The sequence below is a fragment of the Nocardioides sp. TRM66260-LWL genome, from assembly GCF_020075545.1.
Classification (GTDB): Bacteria; Actinomycetota; Actinomycetes; order Propionibacteriales; family Nocardioidaceae; genus Nocardioides.
The window spans coordinates 55232-73399 of record NZ_JAIQZK010000001.1; the positions used below are offsets into that span (position 1 = coordinate 55232).

General features: G+C 74.1%; 18 protein-coding genes. 13 read left to right on the top strand and 5 right to left on the bottom strand.

All coding sequences use genetic code 11. The annotated features are described in order from the left end of the window. Positions 1-155 precede the first annotated feature (155 nt). A complete protein-coding gene (locus tag K8Z61_RS00265) occupies positions 156-845 on the top strand; it encodes a response regulator transcription factor (RefSeq protein ID WP_224126072.1) in 690 nt (229 codons plus the stop codon). A gap of 97 nt (positions 846-942) precedes the next feature. On the opposite strand, the gene K8Z61_RS00270 is transcribed toward K8Z61_RS00265, so the two are convergent. Then, on the bottom strand, positions 943-1536 hold the full coding sequence (locus tag K8Z61_RS00270; protein ID WP_224126073.1) for a response regulator transcription factor: 594 nt from the start codon (positions 1534-1536) through the stop codon (positions 943-945). Between the two features lie 317 nt (positions 1537-1853). Further along, complete coding sequence (locus tag K8Z61_RS00275) at positions 1854-3437, bottom strand: hypothetical protein (protein WP_224126074.1); 1584 nt, start codon at positions 3435-3437, stop codon at positions 1854-1856. 164 nt (positions 3438-3601) lie between these two features. Between K8Z61_RS00275 and K8Z61_RS00280 the strand changes: the two genes are divergently transcribed. The 4 genes from K8Z61_RS00280 (at position 3602) to K8Z61_RS00295 (ending at position 7488) form a co-directional block, all read left to right on the top strand. After that, the gene (locus tag K8Z61_RS00280) at positions 3602-5014 is read left to right on the top strand and encodes a M15 family metallopeptidase (RefSeq protein WP_224126075.1); all 1413 of its coding nucleotides are present in this window, start codon (positions 3602-3604) and stop codon (positions 5012-5014) included. A gap of 12 nt (positions 5015-5026) precedes the next feature. Then, positions 5027-5458 carry an HIT family protein gene (locus K8Z61_RS00285; RefSeq protein WP_224126076.1) on the top strand — a complete coding sequence of 144 codons (432 nt, stop codon included), beginning with the start codon at positions 5027-5029 and terminating at the stop codon, positions 5456-5458. A gap of 89 nt (positions 5459-5547) precedes the next feature. After that, complete coding sequence (locus K8Z61_RS00290; protein WP_224126077.1) at positions 5548-6303, top strand: SDR family NAD(P)-dependent oxidoreductase; 756 nt, start codon at positions 5548-5550, stop codon at positions 6301-6303. Positions 6304-6414: 111 nt separating this feature from the next. After that, a complete protein-coding gene (locus K8Z61_RS00295) occupies positions 6415-7488 on the top strand; it encodes a DUF3048 domain-containing protein (RefSeq protein WP_224126078.1) in 1074 nt (357 codons plus the stop codon). Between the two features lie 32 nt (positions 7489-7520). Here K8Z61_RS00295 and K8Z61_RS00300 read toward each other — a convergent pair whose 3' ends face one another. Next, positions 7521-8240, bottom strand: a complete 720-nt coding sequence (locus tag K8Z61_RS00300; RefSeq protein ID WP_224126079.1) for a TetR/AcrR family transcriptional regulator — start codon at positions 8238-8240, stop codon at positions 7521-7523. 160 nt (positions 8241-8400) lie between these two features. Between K8Z61_RS00300 and K8Z61_RS00305 the strand changes: the two genes are divergently transcribed. From K8Z61_RS00305 to K8Z61_RS00325, 5 genes are all read left to right on the top strand, one after another. After that, positions 8401-8946: a hypothetical protein gene (locus K8Z61_RS00305; protein ID WP_224126080.1), complete on the top strand. Its 546-nt coding sequence runs from the start codon at positions 8401-8403 to the stop codon at positions 8944-8946. Positions 8947-9060: 114 nt separating this feature from the next. Continuing rightward, entirely contained in the window at positions 9061-9657 is a 597-nt protein-coding gene (locus tag K8Z61_RS00310; RefSeq protein ID WP_224126081.1) for a YqgE/AlgH family protein, read from the top strand. Positions 9658-9683: 26 nt separating this feature from the next. After that, on the top strand, positions 9684-9965 hold the full coding sequence (locus K8Z61_RS00315; protein WP_224126082.1) for a DUF3039 domain-containing protein: 282 nt from the start codon (positions 9684-9686) through the stop codon (positions 9963-9965). 113 nt (positions 9966-10078) lie between these two features. Continuing rightward, on the top strand, positions 10079-11788 hold the full coding sequence (locus tag K8Z61_RS00320; RefSeq protein WP_374227906.1) for a DEAD/DEAH box helicase: 1710 nt from the start codon (positions 10079-10081) through the stop codon (positions 11786-11788). A gap of 38 nt (positions 11789-11826) precedes the next feature. After that, positions 11827-12468, top strand: a complete 642-nt coding sequence (locus K8Z61_RS00325) for an IclR family transcriptional regulator (RefSeq protein ID WP_224126084.1) — start codon at positions 11827-11829, stop codon at positions 12466-12468. A 29-nt stretch (positions 12469-12497) separates the two neighbouring features. Here K8Z61_RS00325 and K8Z61_RS00330 read toward each other — a convergent pair whose 3' ends face one another. Together K8Z61_RS00330 and K8Z61_RS00335 are read right to left on the bottom strand one after the other, a co-directional pair. Further along, positions 12498-13787, bottom strand: coding sequence for an MFS transporter (locus tag K8Z61_RS00330; RefSeq protein ID WP_224126085.1), 1290 nt, complete (start codon positions 13785-13787; stop codon positions 12498-12500). Continuing rightward, positions 13784-14287: a MarR family winged helix-turn-helix transcriptional regulator gene (locus K8Z61_RS00335; RefSeq protein WP_224126086.1), complete on the bottom strand. Its 504-nt coding sequence runs from the start codon at positions 14285-14287 to the stop codon at positions 13784-13786. The genes K8Z61_RS00330 and K8Z61_RS00335 overlap by 4 nt, the downstream gene beginning before the upstream one ends. 87 nt (positions 14288-14374) lie before the next feature. Here K8Z61_RS00335 and K8Z61_RS00340 point away from each other — a divergent pair, with 87 nt between their 5' ends. The 3 genes from K8Z61_RS00340 to K8Z61_RS00350 all read left to right on the top strand — a co-directional run bounded on the left by K8Z61_RS00340 (position 14375) and on the right by K8Z61_RS00350 (position 18097). After that, a complete protein-coding gene (locus K8Z61_RS00340) occupies positions 14375-14911 on the top strand; it encodes a DUF1697 domain-containing protein (RefSeq protein ID WP_224126087.1) in 537 nt (178 codons plus the stop codon). Between the two features lie 88 nt (positions 14912-14999). After that, a complete protein-coding gene (locus K8Z61_RS00345) occupies positions 15000-16889 on the top strand; it encodes a bifunctional UDP-sugar hydrolase/5'-nucleotidase (protein ID WP_224126088.1) in 1890 nt (629 codons plus the stop codon). Between the two features lie 200 nt (positions 16890-17089). After that, a complete protein-coding gene (locus K8Z61_RS00350; protein WP_224126089.1) occupies positions 17090-18097 on the top strand; it encodes a hypothetical protein in 1008 nt (335 codons plus the stop codon). Positions 18098-18168: the final 71 nt, after the last annotated feature.

Genomic DNA, 18168 nt, shown 5'->3' on the forward strand with positions numbered 1-18168 from the left:
TGGGCATCGCCGGGGGAGGGGCCGACGGGACGCGACGGCGCGTCCGGGGGGTGCGGCTCTGGCCGATCGGAGGGGGAGCGCCTCATCGAGCGACCGGTAGCCTCTGCGTCGCGATCCCCGGCGCGTTCTCCCGGGCGAGGAGGACGGGAGTCGGCGTGCGGCGCATCGTGGTGGTCGAGGACGATCCCGACATCAGCGACCTGCTGGCCTTCGCCCTGGAGTCCGAGGGCTACGAGGTGCTCACCGCCGACACCGGCGAGTCCGCGCTCGCGCTGATCCACGAGCAGCGTCCCGACGTCGTCACGCTCGACCTCACCCTGCCCGACCTCGACGGCACCGAGGTCTGCCGTCGACTGCGCGCCTTCTCCTCGGCCTACGTCATGATGATCACCGGCCGCAGCGAGGAGGCCGACCGGCTCGTCGGCCTCGAGATCGGCGCCGACGACTACCTCGCCAAGCCGTTCTCGGCGCGCGAGGTGCGGGCCCGGGTCGCGGCCCTGCTGCGCCGGCCCCGGGCGGTCGAGCGTCCGGAGCGGCTGACGGTCGACGCCGGGGGCGGGCTGGTGCTCGTGCCGGTCGCGCACGTCGCGGTGCTCGACGGCGTCCCGCTGCCGATGACGCCGGTCGAGGTCGACCTGCTCTGCGCGCTCGCCGCCGAGCCCGAGCGGGTCTGGGACCGCGCCGAGCTGGTGGCGCAGGTGTGGCAGGGCGGGTTCATCGAGTCCGACTACCTCGTCGACCTCACCGTCGCCTCGGCGCGGCGCAAGCTGCGCAAGGCCGACCCCAGCGGCCACGAGTGGATCCGCACCGTCGAGGGCGCCGGCTACGCGTTCGCCGCGCGCTGAGGGGCCCGGCTCACGCGACAGGGCCCGCCGATCGACGATCGGCGGGCCCTGTCGGCTGCTGCCTGGGCGCCCGGCGGGCGTGGGTGACGCGGAGGCGTCAGATGCCGACGGCCTCCATCGGCTGCTCGGCCTCGTGGTGCTGCACGTACCAGGCCACCGCCTGCGAGCGACGCACGACGTCGATCTTGCGGTACGCCTGGCGGATGTAGGTCTTGACCGAGTTGATCGACAGCCCGAGCTCGGCGGCGATCTCGTCGTTGGAGCGGCCCTCGGCGATCAGCCGGAGGATCTCCGACTCGCGGGGCGAGAGGTCTCCCGTGGCGCGGCGGTCGGCGAGCGAGGCGGCCGAGGGCAGGGCCGAGCCGAGGCGGCGGTGGGTCTCCTCGATGGCGTCGGCCAGCGCCGCGCCGTTGAGCGCCTTGGAGATGATCGCGTGACCGGTGGACGTGGACTCGCGCCAGGTGTAGGCGACGGCCGCGGCCCCGGCGGAGGTGAGCCGACGCAGCAGCGCGCGGCTCTGCACCGTCAGCCGCACCGGCTCGAACAGCACGAGGTCGACCTCGGAGGGCTGCACCTGGCCGGTCACCTGGATCAGGCGGATGCGGGCGGGGTGGGCGCTGAGCATGGTGCGCAGACCAGGCTCGGTGAGCGGGTGGTCGTCGACGACGGCGACACGGAGAGGAGCACGCACAGGATCGGACCTTTCGGCTTGCGACGGGGATGACGGGCTGCCTACCCGAGCTCGGCAGGGACGGCTGGCAGGTGTGGCGGGGAGTTCCGCCGTCGCGGACCCGGTGGGGATCACGGACCCGGTCGAGCGGGGGCGGCGCCGTGGGGGCGTCGATCTGGACCATTCCTCGCTGCAGGCCGTTGAAACCCGAACCACTTCGAAGTCGGACCGAAGGGGTGAGAAAGCGAATCCGTCGGCGGGATCGGGAAAATCCGCGATCCCGCCGACGGACGTCGGTCGGTGCCGTGCTGTGCCGCGCTGTGCCGTGCTGCGCCGGATCAGGCGGCCGGGCCGTCCCGCAGGGCGGTGAGGCCGGCGAGGACGCCGAGGTAGGCCGTGCCGTCGGGCCCGAGCGCGAGTCCGGCGTAGTTGTTGTTGAACAGCGGGCCCGCACCCGAGCGGATGCGCCACACCTCGCGTCCGGTGCGCACGTCGAGGGCGGTCCAGTACCAGGCGTCGGACGGGTCGCCGGCGGGCTTGGTGTAGGCGTAGACGAGGCCGGTGGCGAGCGACAGCTTCGCCACGACGCTCGGCGACGGGGTGGTCGTGCTCGTCCAGACCTTGCGGCAGCCGCTGCCGTCGCGGGCGATGTCGACCCGCGCGAAGCCCGGGGTGGTGGTGCGGCCGGCCGAGACGGCGTCCGGACCGGTGTAGCCGTGGTTGTTCTCGACGATCAGCGTGCGGCCCGCGCCGATCAGGCTGTTCTCGGTGGCGCTGGCGCCGCGGCCGAAGACCGGCACCTCGCAGACCGTCCGCGGTCCGCGCGGTCGCTTCGCCGTGCGGTAGACCACGACGTTCATCGGGTCGGCGTTGTCGGTGATCGCCACGTAGCCGCCGGACAGGACGGTGGGGGTGGTGCCGGTGCCGTCGTCGACCTGGCCGGGCTTCGTCGAGCCGATCGAGCGGTAGCGCACCGACCAGGTGACGACCGGACGGCCGGCGCGGTGGTCGAAGCGGTAGAGCCGGCGGTTCGTGGCGATGTAGGCCTCCCCGTGGGAGCCGACGGCCAGCGAGTTCTCGATCTGGCCGTCGCTGCCGCGGCCGAGCCGGACGGTGCGGATGCGGCCGCTGCGCGGGTCGATGGTGCCGACGACGCCGTCGGTCTTGGTGACGAACCACAGCACGCCGTCGCTGCCCGGCAGGGCGGAGTTGACGGTCTGGCCGTCGGCGAGCGCGCCGGTGAGGTCGCGCTGGCGCACCACCCGCAGCCGGTCGCCGTCGGTGGCGATGGTGAGGATGCGGCCGTCGACCGTGCCGATCACGGCGCGGTCGCGGTGGTCGAGGTAGAAGTACGCGCCGCCGCTGAAGTTCTGGAACGGGTTGCCGCCGACGCCCGAGCCGGGCGCCGGCCGCGGCAGCGCGTAGGAGTCGATCACCGCGAGGGTCTCGGCGTCGAGCAGGTACAGCGCGCGGGTCACGCCGATGCACGTGGTGACGATCCGGCCGGCGCGGTTGAACGTCACCGAGCCGCAGATGCCGCCGAGCGAGGCCGAGAGCGTCTGCGGGTCGCGGCCGAGGGGGCCGGCCTGCCGGTAGGTGTCGCTCTGCCAGCCGTCGTTGTGGATGCCCGAGCGGCCGTTGGGGGCCAGGAACGGGTTCTGCGGCACGGGCGGCACGCGCAGCGGCCGCGCCGTGGCGGGCTCGCCGACCATCTGCTCCGACGTCGTGGGCAGCGACGGCACCGGCGTGACGACGCCGGGTACCGCGGGGTTGGGGGCCGACGGGGCCGACGGGGCCGACGGCGCCGACGGGGCGTCGGGGGCGGCGACCGCGGCGGTGGCGGTGAGGGCGACGAGGGCCGTGGTGAGCGCGGCGACGCGACGCCGGACCGCGGCGCGCGCGAGGGGGAGGGGGATCGACATGGCGGGCATTTTATGAGTGATCCACTCGACTTTGCTGGGTCGTCCATCGGCCGAGCCGGCGGCGGCGCGTCCGGAGGGACCGGAGCGTCCGGAGTCGTCCGGGGCCCGCCTCGCCCGGAGGGTGGTCGGTTGTGCCGGGGGCGAGGAGGTAGCACCCTCCTCGCATGTTGCTCTCGGGAGCGCGGCCGTCCCGTCGTGCCGTGCACGTCCTCGTCACCCTCGTGCTGGCCGTCCTGCTGGGCCTGCTGGCCCCCACGCCGGCCCTGGCCGCCGGCTCCGGAGTGGGCTCCGGAACGGGCTCGGGCTCGCACCGCGGCACCGCGCACCGCGCCGAGGCGGCACCGAGCCTGACGATCTCCGCGCCGATCGGCTGGCCCGACCGCGAGGTCCCGGTGCGGGTCGTCCTGAGCGACGGCGGCCAGCCGGTGCCCGGCGCGGCGATCGTCCTGGAGCGGCGCACGCCCGAGGGCTGGCGTCAGGTCGCCGAGGGCGTCACCGACGCCGAGGGCGCCGTCGTCGCCCCGGTGCTCCTGGACCGCACCCCCTTCTACGACGACGTGCGCGCCACCGCGGCCGCGGCGGGGGAGCGTCCCGCCGTCACGGCGACCGCGCGGCTGCGGTTCCGGCCGCGCACCCCGCGGGTGCTCCTGCAGGCGCCGCGTTCGGTCGTGGACGAGCGCACGGTGCGCCTGGTCGGCACCTGGACCGCCGGCGGCGATCCCGTCGACGGCTCGATGCGCGTGGAGCAGCGGCGCGCGGGGGAGGGCTGGCGGCCCGCCGGCTGGATCCGCACCGGCGCGGACGGCGTCGGCTCGCTCACCCTGCGTCCGCGGGTCGACACCCGCTACCGGCTGCGCACCGCCGCGCGCGGCTCCTGGCTGCTGGCCGGGCGCAGCGCGGAGCGGCTGGTCGACAACCGCCCGCCGTTCGCGCCGGTCGTCCCGCCGGCCGGCGCGCCCCGCCCGACGGTCTCCGTGCCGGTGCAGCCGCGCGCCGATCGGCCCGGGGCGCACCCCGTCATCACCTCGATCCCCGACGCGGTCTGGCGCGACATGGTCGGCCGCTCCTGGCATCGCGGGTGCCCGGTGGGCCGCTCGGGGCTGCGCCTGCTGCGCATCAACTACGTCGGGTTCGACGGCTACCGCCACCGCGGCGAGCTGGTCGCCGCCACCGGCGCGATCCGCCGCATGGCGGCCGCCCTCGCCGACATGCACGATCGCGGGCTGCCCCTCCGCTCCCTCTACCGCGTCGACCGGTTCGGCTGGTCCGCGAGCCTGCGCGGCGCGAACGACCACCGCTCGATGGCCGCCGACAACACCTCGGCCTTCAACTGCCGCGGCGTCGTCGGCAACCCGGGCGTGCGCTCGCCGCACTCCTCCGGCCGGGCGCTGGACGTCAACCCGTGGGAGAACCCCTACCGCTCGCGGCGCGGCGTCGTGCCGAACACCTGGTGGCTGGCGCGCAGCGACGCCCGCTACGCCTGGCGCAGCCGCTCCCACGTCGTCGTCCGGATCATGGCCGCGCACGGCCTGCGGTGGACGTACGGCAACGGCGACACCCAGCACTTCGACGTCTGAGAGAGTGGTGCGGTGAGCGGCGAGGACGAGGACTGCGTCTTCTGCCGGATCGTCGCCGGCGGGCTCGAGGCCGACGTCGTGCTCGACGAGCCGCACCTGCTGGCCTTCCTCGACCAGCGCCCGGTGTTCCGCGGCCACGTGCTGCTCGTCCCGCGCGCGCACGTCGTCACGCTGCCCGAGCTGCCGGCCGACCTGCGCGACCCCTTCCTCGCCGCCGCCCAGCGGCTGGCCACCGCGGTGGTCGAGGGCCTCGAGGCGCAGGGCAGCTTCGTGGCGATCAACAACGTCGTCAGCCAGTCGGTGCCCCACCTGCACCTGCACGTCGTGCCGCGGACGAAGGGCGACGGGCTGCGCGGCTTCTTCTGGCCGCGCACCCGCTACGCCGACGGCGAGCGCGCGGCCTACGCGGCCCGCCTGCGCGAGGCTCTCGGACCGGGGTCCTGACCCGCCCCGCCACGGCCTAGGGTGAGGCCGGCCGCTGCGGCGGCCCCGCCTGCAGAACCCATCCGTTCCCCCAAGCCTCAGGAGTCACCATGGGCCGCTTCGACGGACGCGTCGCCATCATCACCGGAGCCGCGCGCGGCATCGGCTTCGGCACTGCCACTCGCTTCAGCGAGGAGGGCGCCGCCGTCGCGATCATCGACCTCGACGAGACCGCCGCCGCCGAGGCCGCCTCCCGCCTGCCGGGCCGCGCGATCGGCGTCGGCGCCGACGTGAGCGACGCCGGCTCGGTCGACGCCGCGATCGCCAGGGTCGTCGAGGAGCTCGGCGGGGTGCACATCCTCGTCAACAACGCCGGCATCACCCGCGACAACCTGCTCTTCAAGATGACCGAGCAGGACTGGGACCTCGTCATCGGCGTCCACCTCAAGGGCGCCTTCCTCATGACCCAGGCCGCGCAGAAGCACTTCACCGCGCAGAAGTACGGCAAGGTCGTCAACATCTCCTCGACCTCCGCGCTCGGCAACCGCGGCCAGGCCAACTACTCGGCCGCCAAGATGGGCATCCAGGGCTTCACCCGCACCCTGGGCATCGAGCTGGGCCCGTTCGGCATCAACGTCAACGCGGTCGCGCCGGGCTTCATCGCCACCGAGATGACCGACGCCACGGCCGCCCGGCTGAAGATGGACGTCGAGGAGTTCCGCCGCCTCAACGCCGAGCACAACCCGGTGCGCCGCGTCGGCGAGCCCGACGACATCGCCGCCGCGGTCACCTTCCTGGCCAGCGACGAGGCCTCCTACATCACCGGTCAGACGCTGTACGTCGACGGCGGCGCCACCCTGGGCTGACCCCCGATCGACCCCGGCCGCCCCCGCTCCACGGGCCGGCGGCTCAGCCGCCGGCCGCAGCGGCCGATCGACGAAGGGCGTGCCTCCCGAGCGGAGGCGCGCCCTTCGTCCATGCTGGGCGCACCGTCCAGCCTCGTCCGGGAGTCCGTCGTGCGCCGCTGCCACCCCACCGTGAGCCGAGTCCTGCCCGCCCTCGGCGCGCTCGTCGCCCTCTCGCTGCCGCTCGCCCTCGGCGGCTGCGGCGGCTCGGCGCCCGCCGGCGTCCCCGCCGCAAGCGGGCCGTCCGGCGCCGCGGCAGGCGCCGCCGTCCCCGACGCGCCGCCGGTCTCGCCGCTCACGGGCCGCCGGGTCGACGCCGCCGCGGCCGCGCGTCCGGTGCTCGCGGTCAAGATCGACAACACCTACGCCAGCGCGCCGCAGATCGGCCTCGGCAAGGCCGAGCTGGTCGTCGAGGAGCTCGTCGAAGGTGGCCTGACCCGCCTCGCCGCGTTCTACCAGTCCTCGCTGCCCGCCAAGGTCGGCCCGGTGCGCTCGATGCGGGCCAGCGACATCGGCATCGTCTCGCCGGTCGGCGCCGACATCGTCACCAGCGGCGCGGCCCAGCGCACGATCCGGCGGATCAAGGGCGCCGGCATCACGTTCTTCGAGGAGGGCGCGAAGGGCTTCTCCCGCGACCCCTCGCGGCGCATGCCCTACAACCTGTTCGCCGACCTGACGAAGGTCGTCACCCTGGTGAAGCCGCACGACCCGCCGGCCCCGTACCTGCCGTTCGGGGCGGCGTCCGACCTGCCGAGCGGCCCGAGGGCGACCACGATCGCCGCCCGCTTCGGCGGGGGCCGCACCTCGCAGTGGACCTACGAGGACGGCGCCTACCGCAACACGAACTCCTTCGCCGCCGACGGGGACCGCTTCGCGGCGACGAACGTGCTCGTGCTGCGCGTGCGCGTCGGCGACGCCGGCTACCGCGACCCGGCCGGCAACCCGGTGCCCGAGACGCGGCTGATCGGCACGGGCCGGGCGATGCTGTTCAGCCGCGGCCGCGTCGTCCGGGCCACCTGGAGCAAGGCCGACCTGACCTCGCCGCTCGAGCTGAGCGCGGGCGGCACGACGCTCACCGTCCCGACCGGTCGCACGTGGATCGAGCTGGTGCCGGCCAAGGACGGCAGCGTCACGGTCGGACGCTGAGCCCGGCCTCCCAGTTCACCGGCTCAGTCGGCTCAGTCGCGCGGCGCGGCGTCGGGCAGCCCGGCGCCGGTCTCCACCAGCGCCTGGAAGCCGGCGATGATGAACGCCAGCGCCCGCTCCACGCGCTCGGCCGCCGCGTCCGGGTCGTCGGCGGAGGCCACCGCGTCGCCGGCCGCCGAGAGCGCGCCGTAGAAGATGCGGGCGAACGTCTGGAGCATGTCCTCCTCGAGCTCCCACGTGCCGGCGGAGAGCACCGCGCGCACGATGTCGAGGACGATCGCGAAGGTCGAGCGCTCCTCCTGCTCGCGGAAGCGCTCGTAGCCGAGCACGGCCGGGCCCTCCTGGATGACGATGCGCCGGTAGCCGGGGTCCTGCACGACGACGATGAACGCCTCGAGGCCGGCGCGCGCCTTGTCCCACGGGTCGCGGTGGCCCTTGAGGGCTCGCTGCGCGGCCTTCGACGTCTCGGCCTCGACCCGCTCGAAGACGGCCTCGAAGAGCGCCTGCTTGCCGGAGAAGTGGTGGTAGAGCGCGCCCTTGGTGACCCGCGCCCCCGCGACGATCGAGTCGAGCGACGTCGCGGCATAGCCCTGCGCGGTGAACAGCTCCTGGGCGACGTCGACGAGCGCGCGCTTGGTCGCCGCGGAGTACTGCTGGCGCCGGCTGACGCCCGGCACGCTCGTGGCGGCCTTCGCGACGTCGGTGACGCGGGGAACGAGCTTGCTCACGCTCGACTTGGGGGTCTTCGCCACCTGCGGAGTCTAGGCACCTCACCCCTGACAGGTGGGGAGGATCACCCGTCGGAATGTTGGATACCGGGAGTATGTCTCCCTACTCTGGGGAACGTACTCGGGGTATGTGACCACTCCGAGCCTCCCTCCCTCAGGCGCCTCACTCCCTCAGGAGCACGACATGACCTGGACCTCCTATCGCAACCGCGGAGAGACCCTCCGCCGCGTGATCGACGCCGCCGACGCCCGTCCCGACGGCACCCTCCCCACCCTCGACGGACTCGAGGAGGCCTTCGCCTCCGACGTCGACCTCCTCGGCGCGCTGATGCTGCGCTGGCACACCCGCCTCGCCGGCCGGATCGAGCGCGAGATCCTCGCCACCCCCTACGACCTCCCCGGCGCCGTGGTCTCGGCCTGGCGGCTCACCGCCGACGAGCACCCGGGCATCCGGGCGGTCATCGACGCGTATCGCACGCGGTCCGAGGCCGGCGACCTCGTCGGCGAGGACGCCGACATGCTGGCCCGGGCGCTCCACACCGCCGCCCGCAAGGAGCACGAGCTCCTCGCCCTGATGGCCGGCCTGGCCAGCGGCGCCGGTCCGGCCACCGAGGCCGTCGGCGCCCGGCTCGAGCAGCAGGCGCGCACCGGTCTGGTGCTCCGCCCGCGCGTCGAGGACACCGGCCGCGCGTCCCTGATCGATCGGCTCAAGGCGGCCCTCGCCGCCTGACGGCCGCCCTCCGGACCCTCCTCCCGGCGCCTCCCTCCCCTAGGGGCGCCGACTCATGGGCCCCATCCCGCCCCGCGCCCCCTCCCGGCGCGACCACGGGCGATGATGGGGCCCATGAGTGCGTCCGGGAGTGCGTCCGGGAGCGGGTTCGGGCCGGGCTTCCTGCTCGTGGCCAGCCCCGAGCTGGTCGACCCGAGCTTCGCCGACTCCGTCGTCCTGCTGCTCGAGGCGGACGCCGAGGGCGCCCTGGGCGTCGTGCTCAACCGCCCCTCCGGCATCACCGTCCAGGACGTCCTGGGCGGCTGGTGGCTGCTGGCCAGCCCGCCCGAGGTCGTCCACCAGGGCGGTCCCGTGGGGGCCGACGGCGCGCTGGCCGTGGTCCTGCTGGCCGAGGAGGCCCCGGTGCCCGAGGGCTTCCGGCCGATCGCGCCGGAGCGGTTCGGCGGCCGGCTCGGCCTGGTCGACCTCGAGGAGCGCACCGACGAGATCTCGGTCGCGGTCGCCGAGCTGCGCGTCTTCGCCGGGTACGCCGGCTGGGGGGCCGGACAGCTCGATCGCGAGATCGAGGAGGGCAGCTGGTACGTCGTGCCCGCCGAGGCGATGGACGCCTTCGTCGAGGACGCCCCCGACCTGTGGCGCGAGGTCCTGCGCCGTCAGCCCGGCGAGCTGGCCTGGCACGCGACCCGGCCCGTCGACCCCGACATGAACTAGGTCGCGGCGGGCCTACACTGGCGCACGTGAGCACCATCGGATTCGGGACCGGCACCGCCGTCGACGAGCGCGTCCGCGAGGACCGCAGCACCGTCCCGACCGACGCCGGCGACCACGAGCGGTTCTCGCACTTCGTCGACAAGGACAAGCTCACCGAGGCCACCGTCATGGGCACCCCCGTGGTCGCGCTGTGCGGCAAGGTCTGGGTGCCGAGCCGTGCGCCCGAGCGGTTCCCCGTGTGCCCGGAGTGCAAGGAGATCTGGGAGTCGCTGTCCGGCGACGGCTCCGACGAGGGCGCCGACGCGTGACGGGCGGACACGAGCCGTCCGCCCCCTCGCTGGCCACCGGCCTGACGCCGGCCTGGCCCGATCGCGCCGCCTGGGGCACCGCGCCCTCCCTGCGCGCCTGGCAGCAGGCCGCGATGAGCGACTACTTCGCGCGGCAGCCGCGCGACTACCTCGCGGTCGCGACGCCCGGCGCGGGCAAGACCACCTTCGCCCTCTCGGTGGCCGCCGAGCTGCTCGGACGTCGTAAGGTCGACCGGATCATCGTGGTCGCGCCCACGGAGCACCTGAAGCTGCAGTGGGCCGAGGCGGCCGCGCGCGCCGGCGTCCCGCTCGACCCCACGTACTCGGCCGGCAAGGGCCGCACCTCGGCGGACTTCGTCGGCGTCGCGGTCACCTACGCCGGCGTGGCGGTCAACCCGCTGGCCATGCGCATCCGCACCGAGCGGTTCAAGACCCTGGTGATCCTCGACGAGGTGCACCACGCCGGTGACGCGCTCTCGTGGGGCGAGGGCGTCCGGGAGGCCTTCGAGCCGGCCGCGCGTCGCCTCGCGCTGACCGGCACGCCGTTCCGCTCCGACGTCAACCCGATCCCGTTCGTCACCTACGCCCCGGGCGACGACGGCGTGCCGCGCTCGGTGGCCGACTACACCTACGGCTACGCGCACGCGCTGGCCGACCACGTCGTCCGGCCGGTGCTGTTCCTGGCCTACTCCGGCGAGATGCAGTGGCGCACCCGGGCCGGCGACGAGGTCGCCGCGACCCTGGGGGAGCCGCTCACCAAGGACCTCACGAACCAGGCGCTGCGCACGGCGCTGGACCCGCAGGGCTCGTGGATCCCCTCGGTGCTGGCCGCGGCCGACAAGCGGCTCACCGAGGTGCGCCGGCACGTGCCGGACGCCGGCGGCCTCGTGATCGCCACCGACCAGGACGACGCCCGCGCCTACGCCAAGACGCTGCGGCAGATCAGCGGCGAGGCGCCGACGGTCGTGCTCTCGGACGACAAGGGCGCCTCGAAGCGGATCTCGGAGTTCTCCGCCGGCGACCAGCGCTGGATGGTCGCGGTGCGGATGGTCTCCGAGGGCGTCGACGTGCCGCGCCTGGCCGTCGGCGTCTTCGCCACCACCACCTCCACGCCGCTGTTCTTCGCCCAGGCCGTCGGCCGGTTCGTGCGCGCCCGCACCCGCGGCGAGACGGCCTCGGTGTTCCTGCCGTCGGTGCCGACCCTGCTCGGCTTCGCCGCCGAGCTCGAGCGCTCCCGCGACCACGTGCTCGGACGCCGGGTGAACGACGAGGGCGACCTCTTCTCGCCCGAGGACGCCCTGGTGGCGCAGGCCCAGGCCACCGAGAGCGAGACCGGTGCCGACCCCGGTGCGGCCTTCGAGGCGCTCGGCTCGCAGGCGCGGTTCGACCACGTCCTCTACGACGGCGCGGCCTTCGGGCACGAGGGCGAGGTGCACGTCGGCTCGGAGGAGGAGATGGACTTCCTCGGCATCCCCGGCCTGCTCGAGCCCGACCAGATGCGGGCCCTGCTGCACAAGCGGCAGAGCGAGCGCCGGCGCACGCGGGGAGGCTCGCCAGCCGGGGCCGGGGCGGACGCCGGCCCGACGGTCGGTCGGCCGGACGCCGCCGAGATCACCGCCCACGAGCAGCTCGCCGTCCTGCGGCGCGAGCTCAACGGCCTGGTCGCGGCCTGGCACCACCGCACGGGCCAGCCGCACGGCGTCACGCATGCCGCCCTGCGCAAGGAGTGCGGCGGACCCGCGGCGGCGATCGCGAACGCCGACCAGCTGCGGGCGCGGATCGACCGCGTGCGCGCCTGGGCCAGCGAGCGCCGCAGCTCCTGATCCGGGCGGCCGCACGAGCCGGCCCCTAGACTCCCCGCGTGCCGACCGAGACCTCCCAGACCCTCGACCGCGGCCTGCGCGTGCTCGGCGCCCTCGCGGCCGCGCCCGACGGGCTCACGGTCACCGAGCTCGCCTCGACGCTCGGCGTCAACCGCACGATCGTCTACCGCCTGGTCACCACGCTCGAGCAGCACGCGCTGGTGCGCCGCGAGCCGGGCGGGCGCATCCAGGTCGGCCTCGGCGTCCTGCACCTGGCCTCGGCGGTGCACCCGGTGCTGCGCGAGGCCGCGGTGCCGGTGCTGCGGGAGCTGGCCGACGCGGTCGGCTGCACCGCCCACCTCACCGTCGCCGACGGGGGAGAGGCGCTGGCGATCGCGGTGGTCGAGCCGACCCGCACCGACTTCCACGTCAGCTACCGCGTCGGCACCCGGCACCCGCTCGAGGCGGGCGCCGCGGGCAAGGCGATCCTGCTGGGCCGCGAGCCCGAGCCGTCCGCGCCGTATGTGACGACGGTCGGCGAGCTGCAGCGCGGCGCGCGGGGCATCGCGGCGCCGCTGGGCTCCGACGCGCTCGAGGCGAGCGTCGGGGTGGTGACCCTCGGCGAGGTCGACGAGGACGAGGTGGGCGACGCCGTGCTCGACGCCGCCCGTCATCTCGCCGCGGTGCTCGCGGCGGGCTGACCCTCGTCCTCGCCTGCGCTGCCGACGGCTCAGGCGTCGCCGACCAGCACGGCCTCGGCCTCGGTCGAGGAGCCGACCTCGCTGTGCGGGGTGTGGCCGACGACCAGGCGGCGGCCGGCGAACAGCGTCACGACGCCGATGAGCACGGCGGTGGCCCCGAACCAGAAGGGCGCGTGCGGGCTGACGTTCTCGCCGAGCTTGAGCGCGGCGTACGGGCCCACGGCACCGCCGGTGAAGCGGAGGAACGAGTAGGCGGCCGACGCGACCGGACGCTCGACCGGCGCCGCGCCCATCACGGCCTCGGTGATCAGGGTGTTGTTGACGCCGATGAACGCGCCGGAGGCGACGATGCCCACGACGACGACCGGCGTGTGCTCGGTGAGCAGCGCGATCATCACGAGGTCGAGGGTGAACAGCGCGAGCATGGCGATGATCGCGGGCACCGTGCCGATCGCACGCTGCACGAGGGGGGCGACGGCCACCGAGGTGAACGCGAGCAGCAGGCCCCAGGCGAAGAACACCCAGCCGACCTGGAGGATGCCGAATCCCGGCAGGGCGAACGGGCCGGCGGCCAGGATGGTGAAGAAGCCGATGTTGTAGAAGATCGCGGTGACGCCCAGCAGGAGCAGCGCGGGGTGGCGCAGGGCGCGGAACGGGTCGGCGATCGAGGTGCGGCGACCGGTCGGCGGGGTGGCCGGCAGGAGCAGGGCGGTGCCGATCACGGCGATCACCATGAGAGCCGAGACGCCGAAGAACGGAGCGCGCCACGACTGCTCCCCGAGCAGGCCGCCGAGCAGCGGGCCGGACGCGATGCCGATGCCCAGGGCGGCCTCGAAGAGGATGATCGCCTGGGCGGTGGAGCCCTTGGCGGCCGAGACGATCGTCGAGAGGGCCGTGGCGACGAAGAGCGCGTTGCCCAGGCCCCAGCCGGCGCGGAAGCCGACGATCTGGCCGACGGTGTCGCTGGCGCCGGCGAGCCCGGCGAAGACGATGACCAGCACGAGCCCGGCCAGCAGGGTGCGCTTGGGGCCGATGCGGCTGGAGACGACGCCGGTGATCAGCATCGCGACGCCCATGATCGCCATGTAGCTGGTGAACATCAGCGACACCTGGCTCGGGGTCGCGTCGAGCTTCGCGGCGATGTCCTTGAGGATGGGGTCGACGAGCCCGATGCCCATGAAGGCGATCACGCAGGCGAAGGCGACGGCCCACACGGCGCGGGGCTGGCGCAGCAGGGAGCCCTGCTGCGCCTCGGGCCCGCCGGGGGCCTCGGGCTGGGCGTGGGCGGGGACGCCGCGAGCGGCGGTGGTGTGGCTCATCGGGGACCTTCCTGGGTCGGGGCCGGGGTGCCGGCGGTGACGGGCTGGAGCGGGGTGCCGGGGGTCGCGGCGTGCTCGGCGTCCTGCTGGTCGAGCAGGTCGCGGAGCACGGCGACGGCGATCGCCACGTCGTCGGCGGTGTGACCGCTCGCGGCGACGAGGTGCGCGACGACGTCGGCGTTGGCGGCGCGGGTGGCGCGCAGCTCCTCGCGTCCGGCGTCGGTGAGCGAGACGACGCTCGCGCGGGCGTCGTCCGGATGCGGTGCCTTGACGACCAGGCCGCGGTCGACGAGACCCGAGACGAGCCCGGACATCGTCGGCTGGCTGCACTGGTCGATCTCGGCGAGCCGGGTGACGCCCAGGGGCCCGAACTGGTCGAGCGTGGAGAGCACCCGGAATCCGGCGCTCAGGCGGCGACGCTGCCGCAGGCTCCGGACGAGGCGGCCCGCGTTGATCACGAGCTCGCTGCTGAGGGCGGCGAGGCGGGCGTCGGCGGGCATGCCCTCGACTATACATAGGCTGCCTATGCGTTTCCAGCCGACGGCTCGGCGATGGTCGATGTCGGCGTCCGGTGGTTGGCTGCGGCCATGCCCGTGCACGTCGCCTTCCTCCGCGCGATCAACCTCGGCGCCACCCGCGCGGTGCCGATGGCGACGGTGCGCGCGGCTGCGGAGGCGGCGGGCGGCACGGGCGTCGAGACCCACCTCAACACCGGCAACGTCCGGCTCACGTCGCCGCTGCGGTCGCGGGCGAAGGTCGAGGCGGCTCTCGAAGCGGCCCTCGAGGCGGCCGCCGGCTTCGCGGTGCCGACGATCGTGCTGAGCCCCGCTGAGCTCCGCGAGGTCGTCGCGCGGGCCGACACGATCGACGCCGAGCGGGGCTCCGACGCGGGGCACCACGTCTCGTTCCTGAAGGCCGAGGCTCCGGCCGACGCCGTCGCGGCGCTCCGGGCGGCCGCCGGCCCGGGGGAGTCCGCGGTCGTGGCCGGACGCGCGGTGCACCTGCTGCTCGGCGCCGAGTACCACCGTGCCCGGCTCACCAACGCGCTCGTCGAGCGGCACCTCGGCGTCGCCACGGCGCGTCGCATCACGGTCGTGCGCGAGGTGGTGCGTCGCTGGTGCTGAGCTCTTCACCGGGCGTCCACCGGGTGGTCGCCTCGCGCTCGTCCGGCCTAGGTTGTCTCCCGACCGGACCGATCTCGGGAGGATCCCCATGTCTGAGCACTCCGGCGCGCCCGCGCCTGCCCCCGTCCCCTCCGCCGCCCCCTCGCCGGTGACCCGCCGGGGTGCCGTCACCGGCGCGGCCGCGCTCGCGGCGTCCGGCTACCTCGCCGCGCCGGCCAGCGCCCACGGCGACGACGGTCGTCACGGCCACGGGTCGCGACGGGCGCGGGTCACCGTGCTCGGCACGACCGACCTGCACGGCAACGTCTACAACTGGGACTACTTCAAGAACCGCGAGTTCGACAACGCGGCGCACGACGACATCGGGCTGGCCAAGGTGCGCACCCTGGTGAAGGCCGTGCGGGCCGAGCGGCGCGGCGAGCCGATCCTCACCCTCGACGCCGGCGACACCATCCAGGGCACCCCGCTGGCCTACTACTACGCGCGCATCGACCCGATCACCAAGGGCTCGACGCACCCGATGGCCACCGCGATGAACCTCGTCGGCTACGACGCCGCGGCGCTCGGCAACCACGAGTTCAACTACGGCATCGACACCCTCCGCACCTTCGAGTCGCAGCTCGACTTCCCGCTGCTCGGCGCGAATGCCGTCGACCCCGCCACCGGTCGGCCGGTGTTCCGGCCCTACGTCGTCAAGCGCTTCCGGGTGCACGGCCGGCCGCTGACCGTCGGCGTCCTCGGGCTCACGAACCCGGGCATCGCGATCTGGGACAAGGCCAACGTCGAGGGCCGCATGGCCTTCCCGGGGCTGGTCGAGCAGGCGAAGCGGTTCGTCCCCGAGATGCGGCGGCGCGGCTGCGACCTGGTCGTCGTCGCGGCGCACTCGGGCGCCGACACCTCCAGCTCCTACGGCGACGCCCTGCCGTACCCCGAGAACGCCTCGTCGCTGCTCGCCGCGCAGGTGCCCGGCATCGACGCGATCCTGGTGGGCCACGCCCACAAGGAGATCGCGCAGCGCTACGTGGCCAACGAGACCACCGGCCAGCAGGTGCTGCTGTGCGAGCCGTCGTACTGGGGCATGCGGCTGGCGGTGCTCGACCTCGACGTCGAGCTGGTCCGGTCCGGGCGCCACGGCCGCCGCCGCTGGGCGCTGGCCTCGGCCACCTCGCAGGTGCTCAACTCCAACACCGTCGACGCCGACCCGCAGGTCAGCCGGGCCGTCCGCCGCGCCCACGACACCGTCGTGGCCTACGTGAACTCGAAGATCGGCACCTCGACCACCGAGCTGTCCGCCGCCCGGGCCGTCGTCGAGGACGTGCCGATCATCGACTTCGTCAACCACGTGCAGGCCGACGCCGTGAAGGCCGCGCTCACCGGCTCCGACGCCGCGCTGCCGGTGCTCTCGATCGCGGCGCCGTTCAACCGCTCGGCCTCGTTCCCCTCCGGCGACGTCACGGTCCGCGACGTCGCCGGGCTCTACATCTACGACAACACGCTGCTCGCCGTCCGGGTCACCGGCGCCGATGTCCGGGCGTACCTCGAGTACTCGGCGCGCTACTTCAAGCAGGTCTCCGGCACCGGGCCGTTCACGATCGACCAGCTCACCAACGCCCCGTCGCCGACCGCGCCCAACGGCACCCCCGACTACAACTTCGACTCCGTCGCCGGCCTCGACGCGCCGCTGACGTACGCGATCGACGTCGCCGCCGCCCCCGGCTCCCGCATCCGCGACCTCGCCTACGGCGGACGGCCGGTCGCCGACGCCGACCGGTTCGTGCTCGCGGTCAACAACTACCGCCAGTCCGGCGGCGGCGGCTTCCCCGCGGTCTCCACCGCGCCGGTGGTCTACAACGCCCAGGTCGAGATCCGCCAGCTCCTCATCGACTGGGTCACCACGCACCACACCATCGACCCCGCCGACTTCGCCTCCGTCGACTGGCGGCTGGTGTCGGGCGGTCAGCCGATCAACGTGTCCTGAGGCGGGCCGCCGCTCGGCATGTAACGCGGGGTTCGACCAATCTGTGCACCCGATATTTGGGTCGCACAGAGGGCTGGAACCCCGCGTTACATGCGCTTGGAGGGCGCCGCTGACGGTCCACAGCCACCACCTCGACGGGCGGGCCCCCAGATCGAGGACGGACATGGCGGGGGCGTCGATGGTGCCTGCACGCTCGCGGCATGATCAGCGAGATCTCACACCGGATGGCCGGTCAGAACGGGCTCGTGTTGCGGGCTCAGCTCGTGGGGGAGGGGGTCGCCGGCGTCAGCGTCGACCGGGCTCTGAGATCCGGCGAGCTCATGGCGGTGCGACGCAGCGTCTACACCACCGGCGAGGCCTGGGAGGCCGCGAGCCTTCCTCAGCGGGCCGTCATGCAGGTTCGCGCCGCAAGCGCACTGGTCCGCGAGCCGCACGTCATCTCCCATGACTCAGCCGCCCTGCTGCTCGGCCTGCCCACGCTCAGGCAGCCGGTCGACCTCGTCCACCTGACGCGCTTCGGTGTTCACGGCGGTCGCACGCGGCACGGCGTCAAGCACCATAAGGCCCCCTTCGAGGCATGGCAGGTCGAAGGCGACCTCGAGGAGGCATGGTTCGGTGTCGAGCGAGTCGCGGCCGACATCGCCCGCGAGCACGGTCTCCGAGCCGGGCTGGTCGCCTTCGACGCCGCCCGTCGACGCGGTGCCCGCGTTGCCGATCTCCAGGCGACGGTCGCCGCCATGCGGAGTTGGCCGGGCGTGACAGTGGTGCGCGAAGCCCTCGAGCTGTCGGACGGACGAGCCGAATCGCCGGGAGAGTCCCTGACCCGGCTGATGCTCGTCCAGCTCGGAGCCGGACCGGTGGAGCCCCAGTTCGGCCTGCGGCGTGACGGCCGGACTGTCTGGGGCGACCTTCGCATCGGTCGGCTCGTCGTCGAGTTCGACGGCCGCGTCAAGTATCGGTCGATCGAGGACGGCGGCCTGGCAGCACGTGCCGTCGAGGAGATCGTCCTTGAGGAGAAGGTGCGCGAGGACTTCATCCGCTCCTTCGGCCTGATCGTGATCCGGATCGTCTGGGAAGACCTGCGGCCGGATCAGTGGCGGGCGACCCAGGCGCGACTCCGACGAGCGCTGGCTCACGCCGACGCTCTCTACGGACGCGACCTGAGCGATCTCGCGGCCTACCGGGTGGGGGCGAGGCGGGTGGCGTGACCGACTGCCCTGATGTAACGCGGGGTTCGGCTCATCTGTGCACCCCGAATTCAGGGAGCGAAGATGGTCCG

Excerpts from the sequence above, each read along its gene's own strand:
- K8Z61_RS00295 (WP_224126078.1), top strand. The coding sequence starts at position 6,415 with ATGCTGGGCGCACCGTCCAGCCTCGTCCGGGAGTCCGTCGTGCGCCGC.
- K8Z61_RS00335 (WP_224126086.1), bottom strand. The coding sequence starts at position 14,287 with ATGCCCGCCGACGCCCGCCTCGCCGCCCTCAGCAGCGAGCTCGTGATC.
- K8Z61_RS00345 (WP_224126088.1), top strand. The coding sequence starts at position 15,000 with ATGTCTGAGCACTCCGGCGCGCCCGCGCCTGCCCCCGTCCCCTCCGCC.
- K8Z61_RS00290 (WP_224126077.1), top strand. The coding sequence starts at position 5,548 with ATGGGCCGCTTCGACGGACGCGTCGCCATCATCACCGGAGCCGCGCGC.
- K8Z61_RS00330 (WP_224126085.1), bottom strand. The coding sequence starts at position 13,787 with ATGAGCCACACCACCGCCGCTCGCGGCGTCCCCGCCCACGCCCAGCCC.
- K8Z61_RS00305 (WP_224126080.1), top strand. The coding sequence starts at position 8,401 with ATGACCTGGACCTCCTATCGCAACCGCGGAGAGACCCTCCGCCGCGTG.
- K8Z61_RS00275 (WP_224126074.1), bottom strand. The coding sequence starts at position 3,437 with ATGTCGATCCCCCTCCCCCTCGCGCGCGCCGCGGTCCGGCGTCGCGTC.
- K8Z61_RS00350 (WP_224126089.1), top strand. The coding sequence starts at position 17,090 with ATGATCAGCGAGATCTCACACCGGATGGCCGGTCAGAACGGGCTCGTG.
- K8Z61_RS00340 (WP_224126087.1), top strand. The coding sequence starts at position 14,375 with ATGCCCGTGCACGTCGCCTTCCTCCGCGCGATCAACCTCGGCGCCACC.
- K8Z61_RS00320 (WP_374227906.1), top strand. The coding sequence starts at position 10,079 with ATGAGCGACTACTTCGCGCGGCAGCCGCGCGACTACCTCGCGGTCGCG.
- K8Z61_RS00310 (WP_224126081.1), top strand. The coding sequence starts at position 9,061 with ATGAGTGCGTCCGGGAGTGCGTCCGGGAGCGGGTTCGGGCCGGGCTTC.
- K8Z61_RS00280 (WP_224126075.1), top strand. The coding sequence starts at position 3,602 with ATGTTGCTCTCGGGAGCGCGGCCGTCCCGTCGTGCCGTGCACGTCCTC.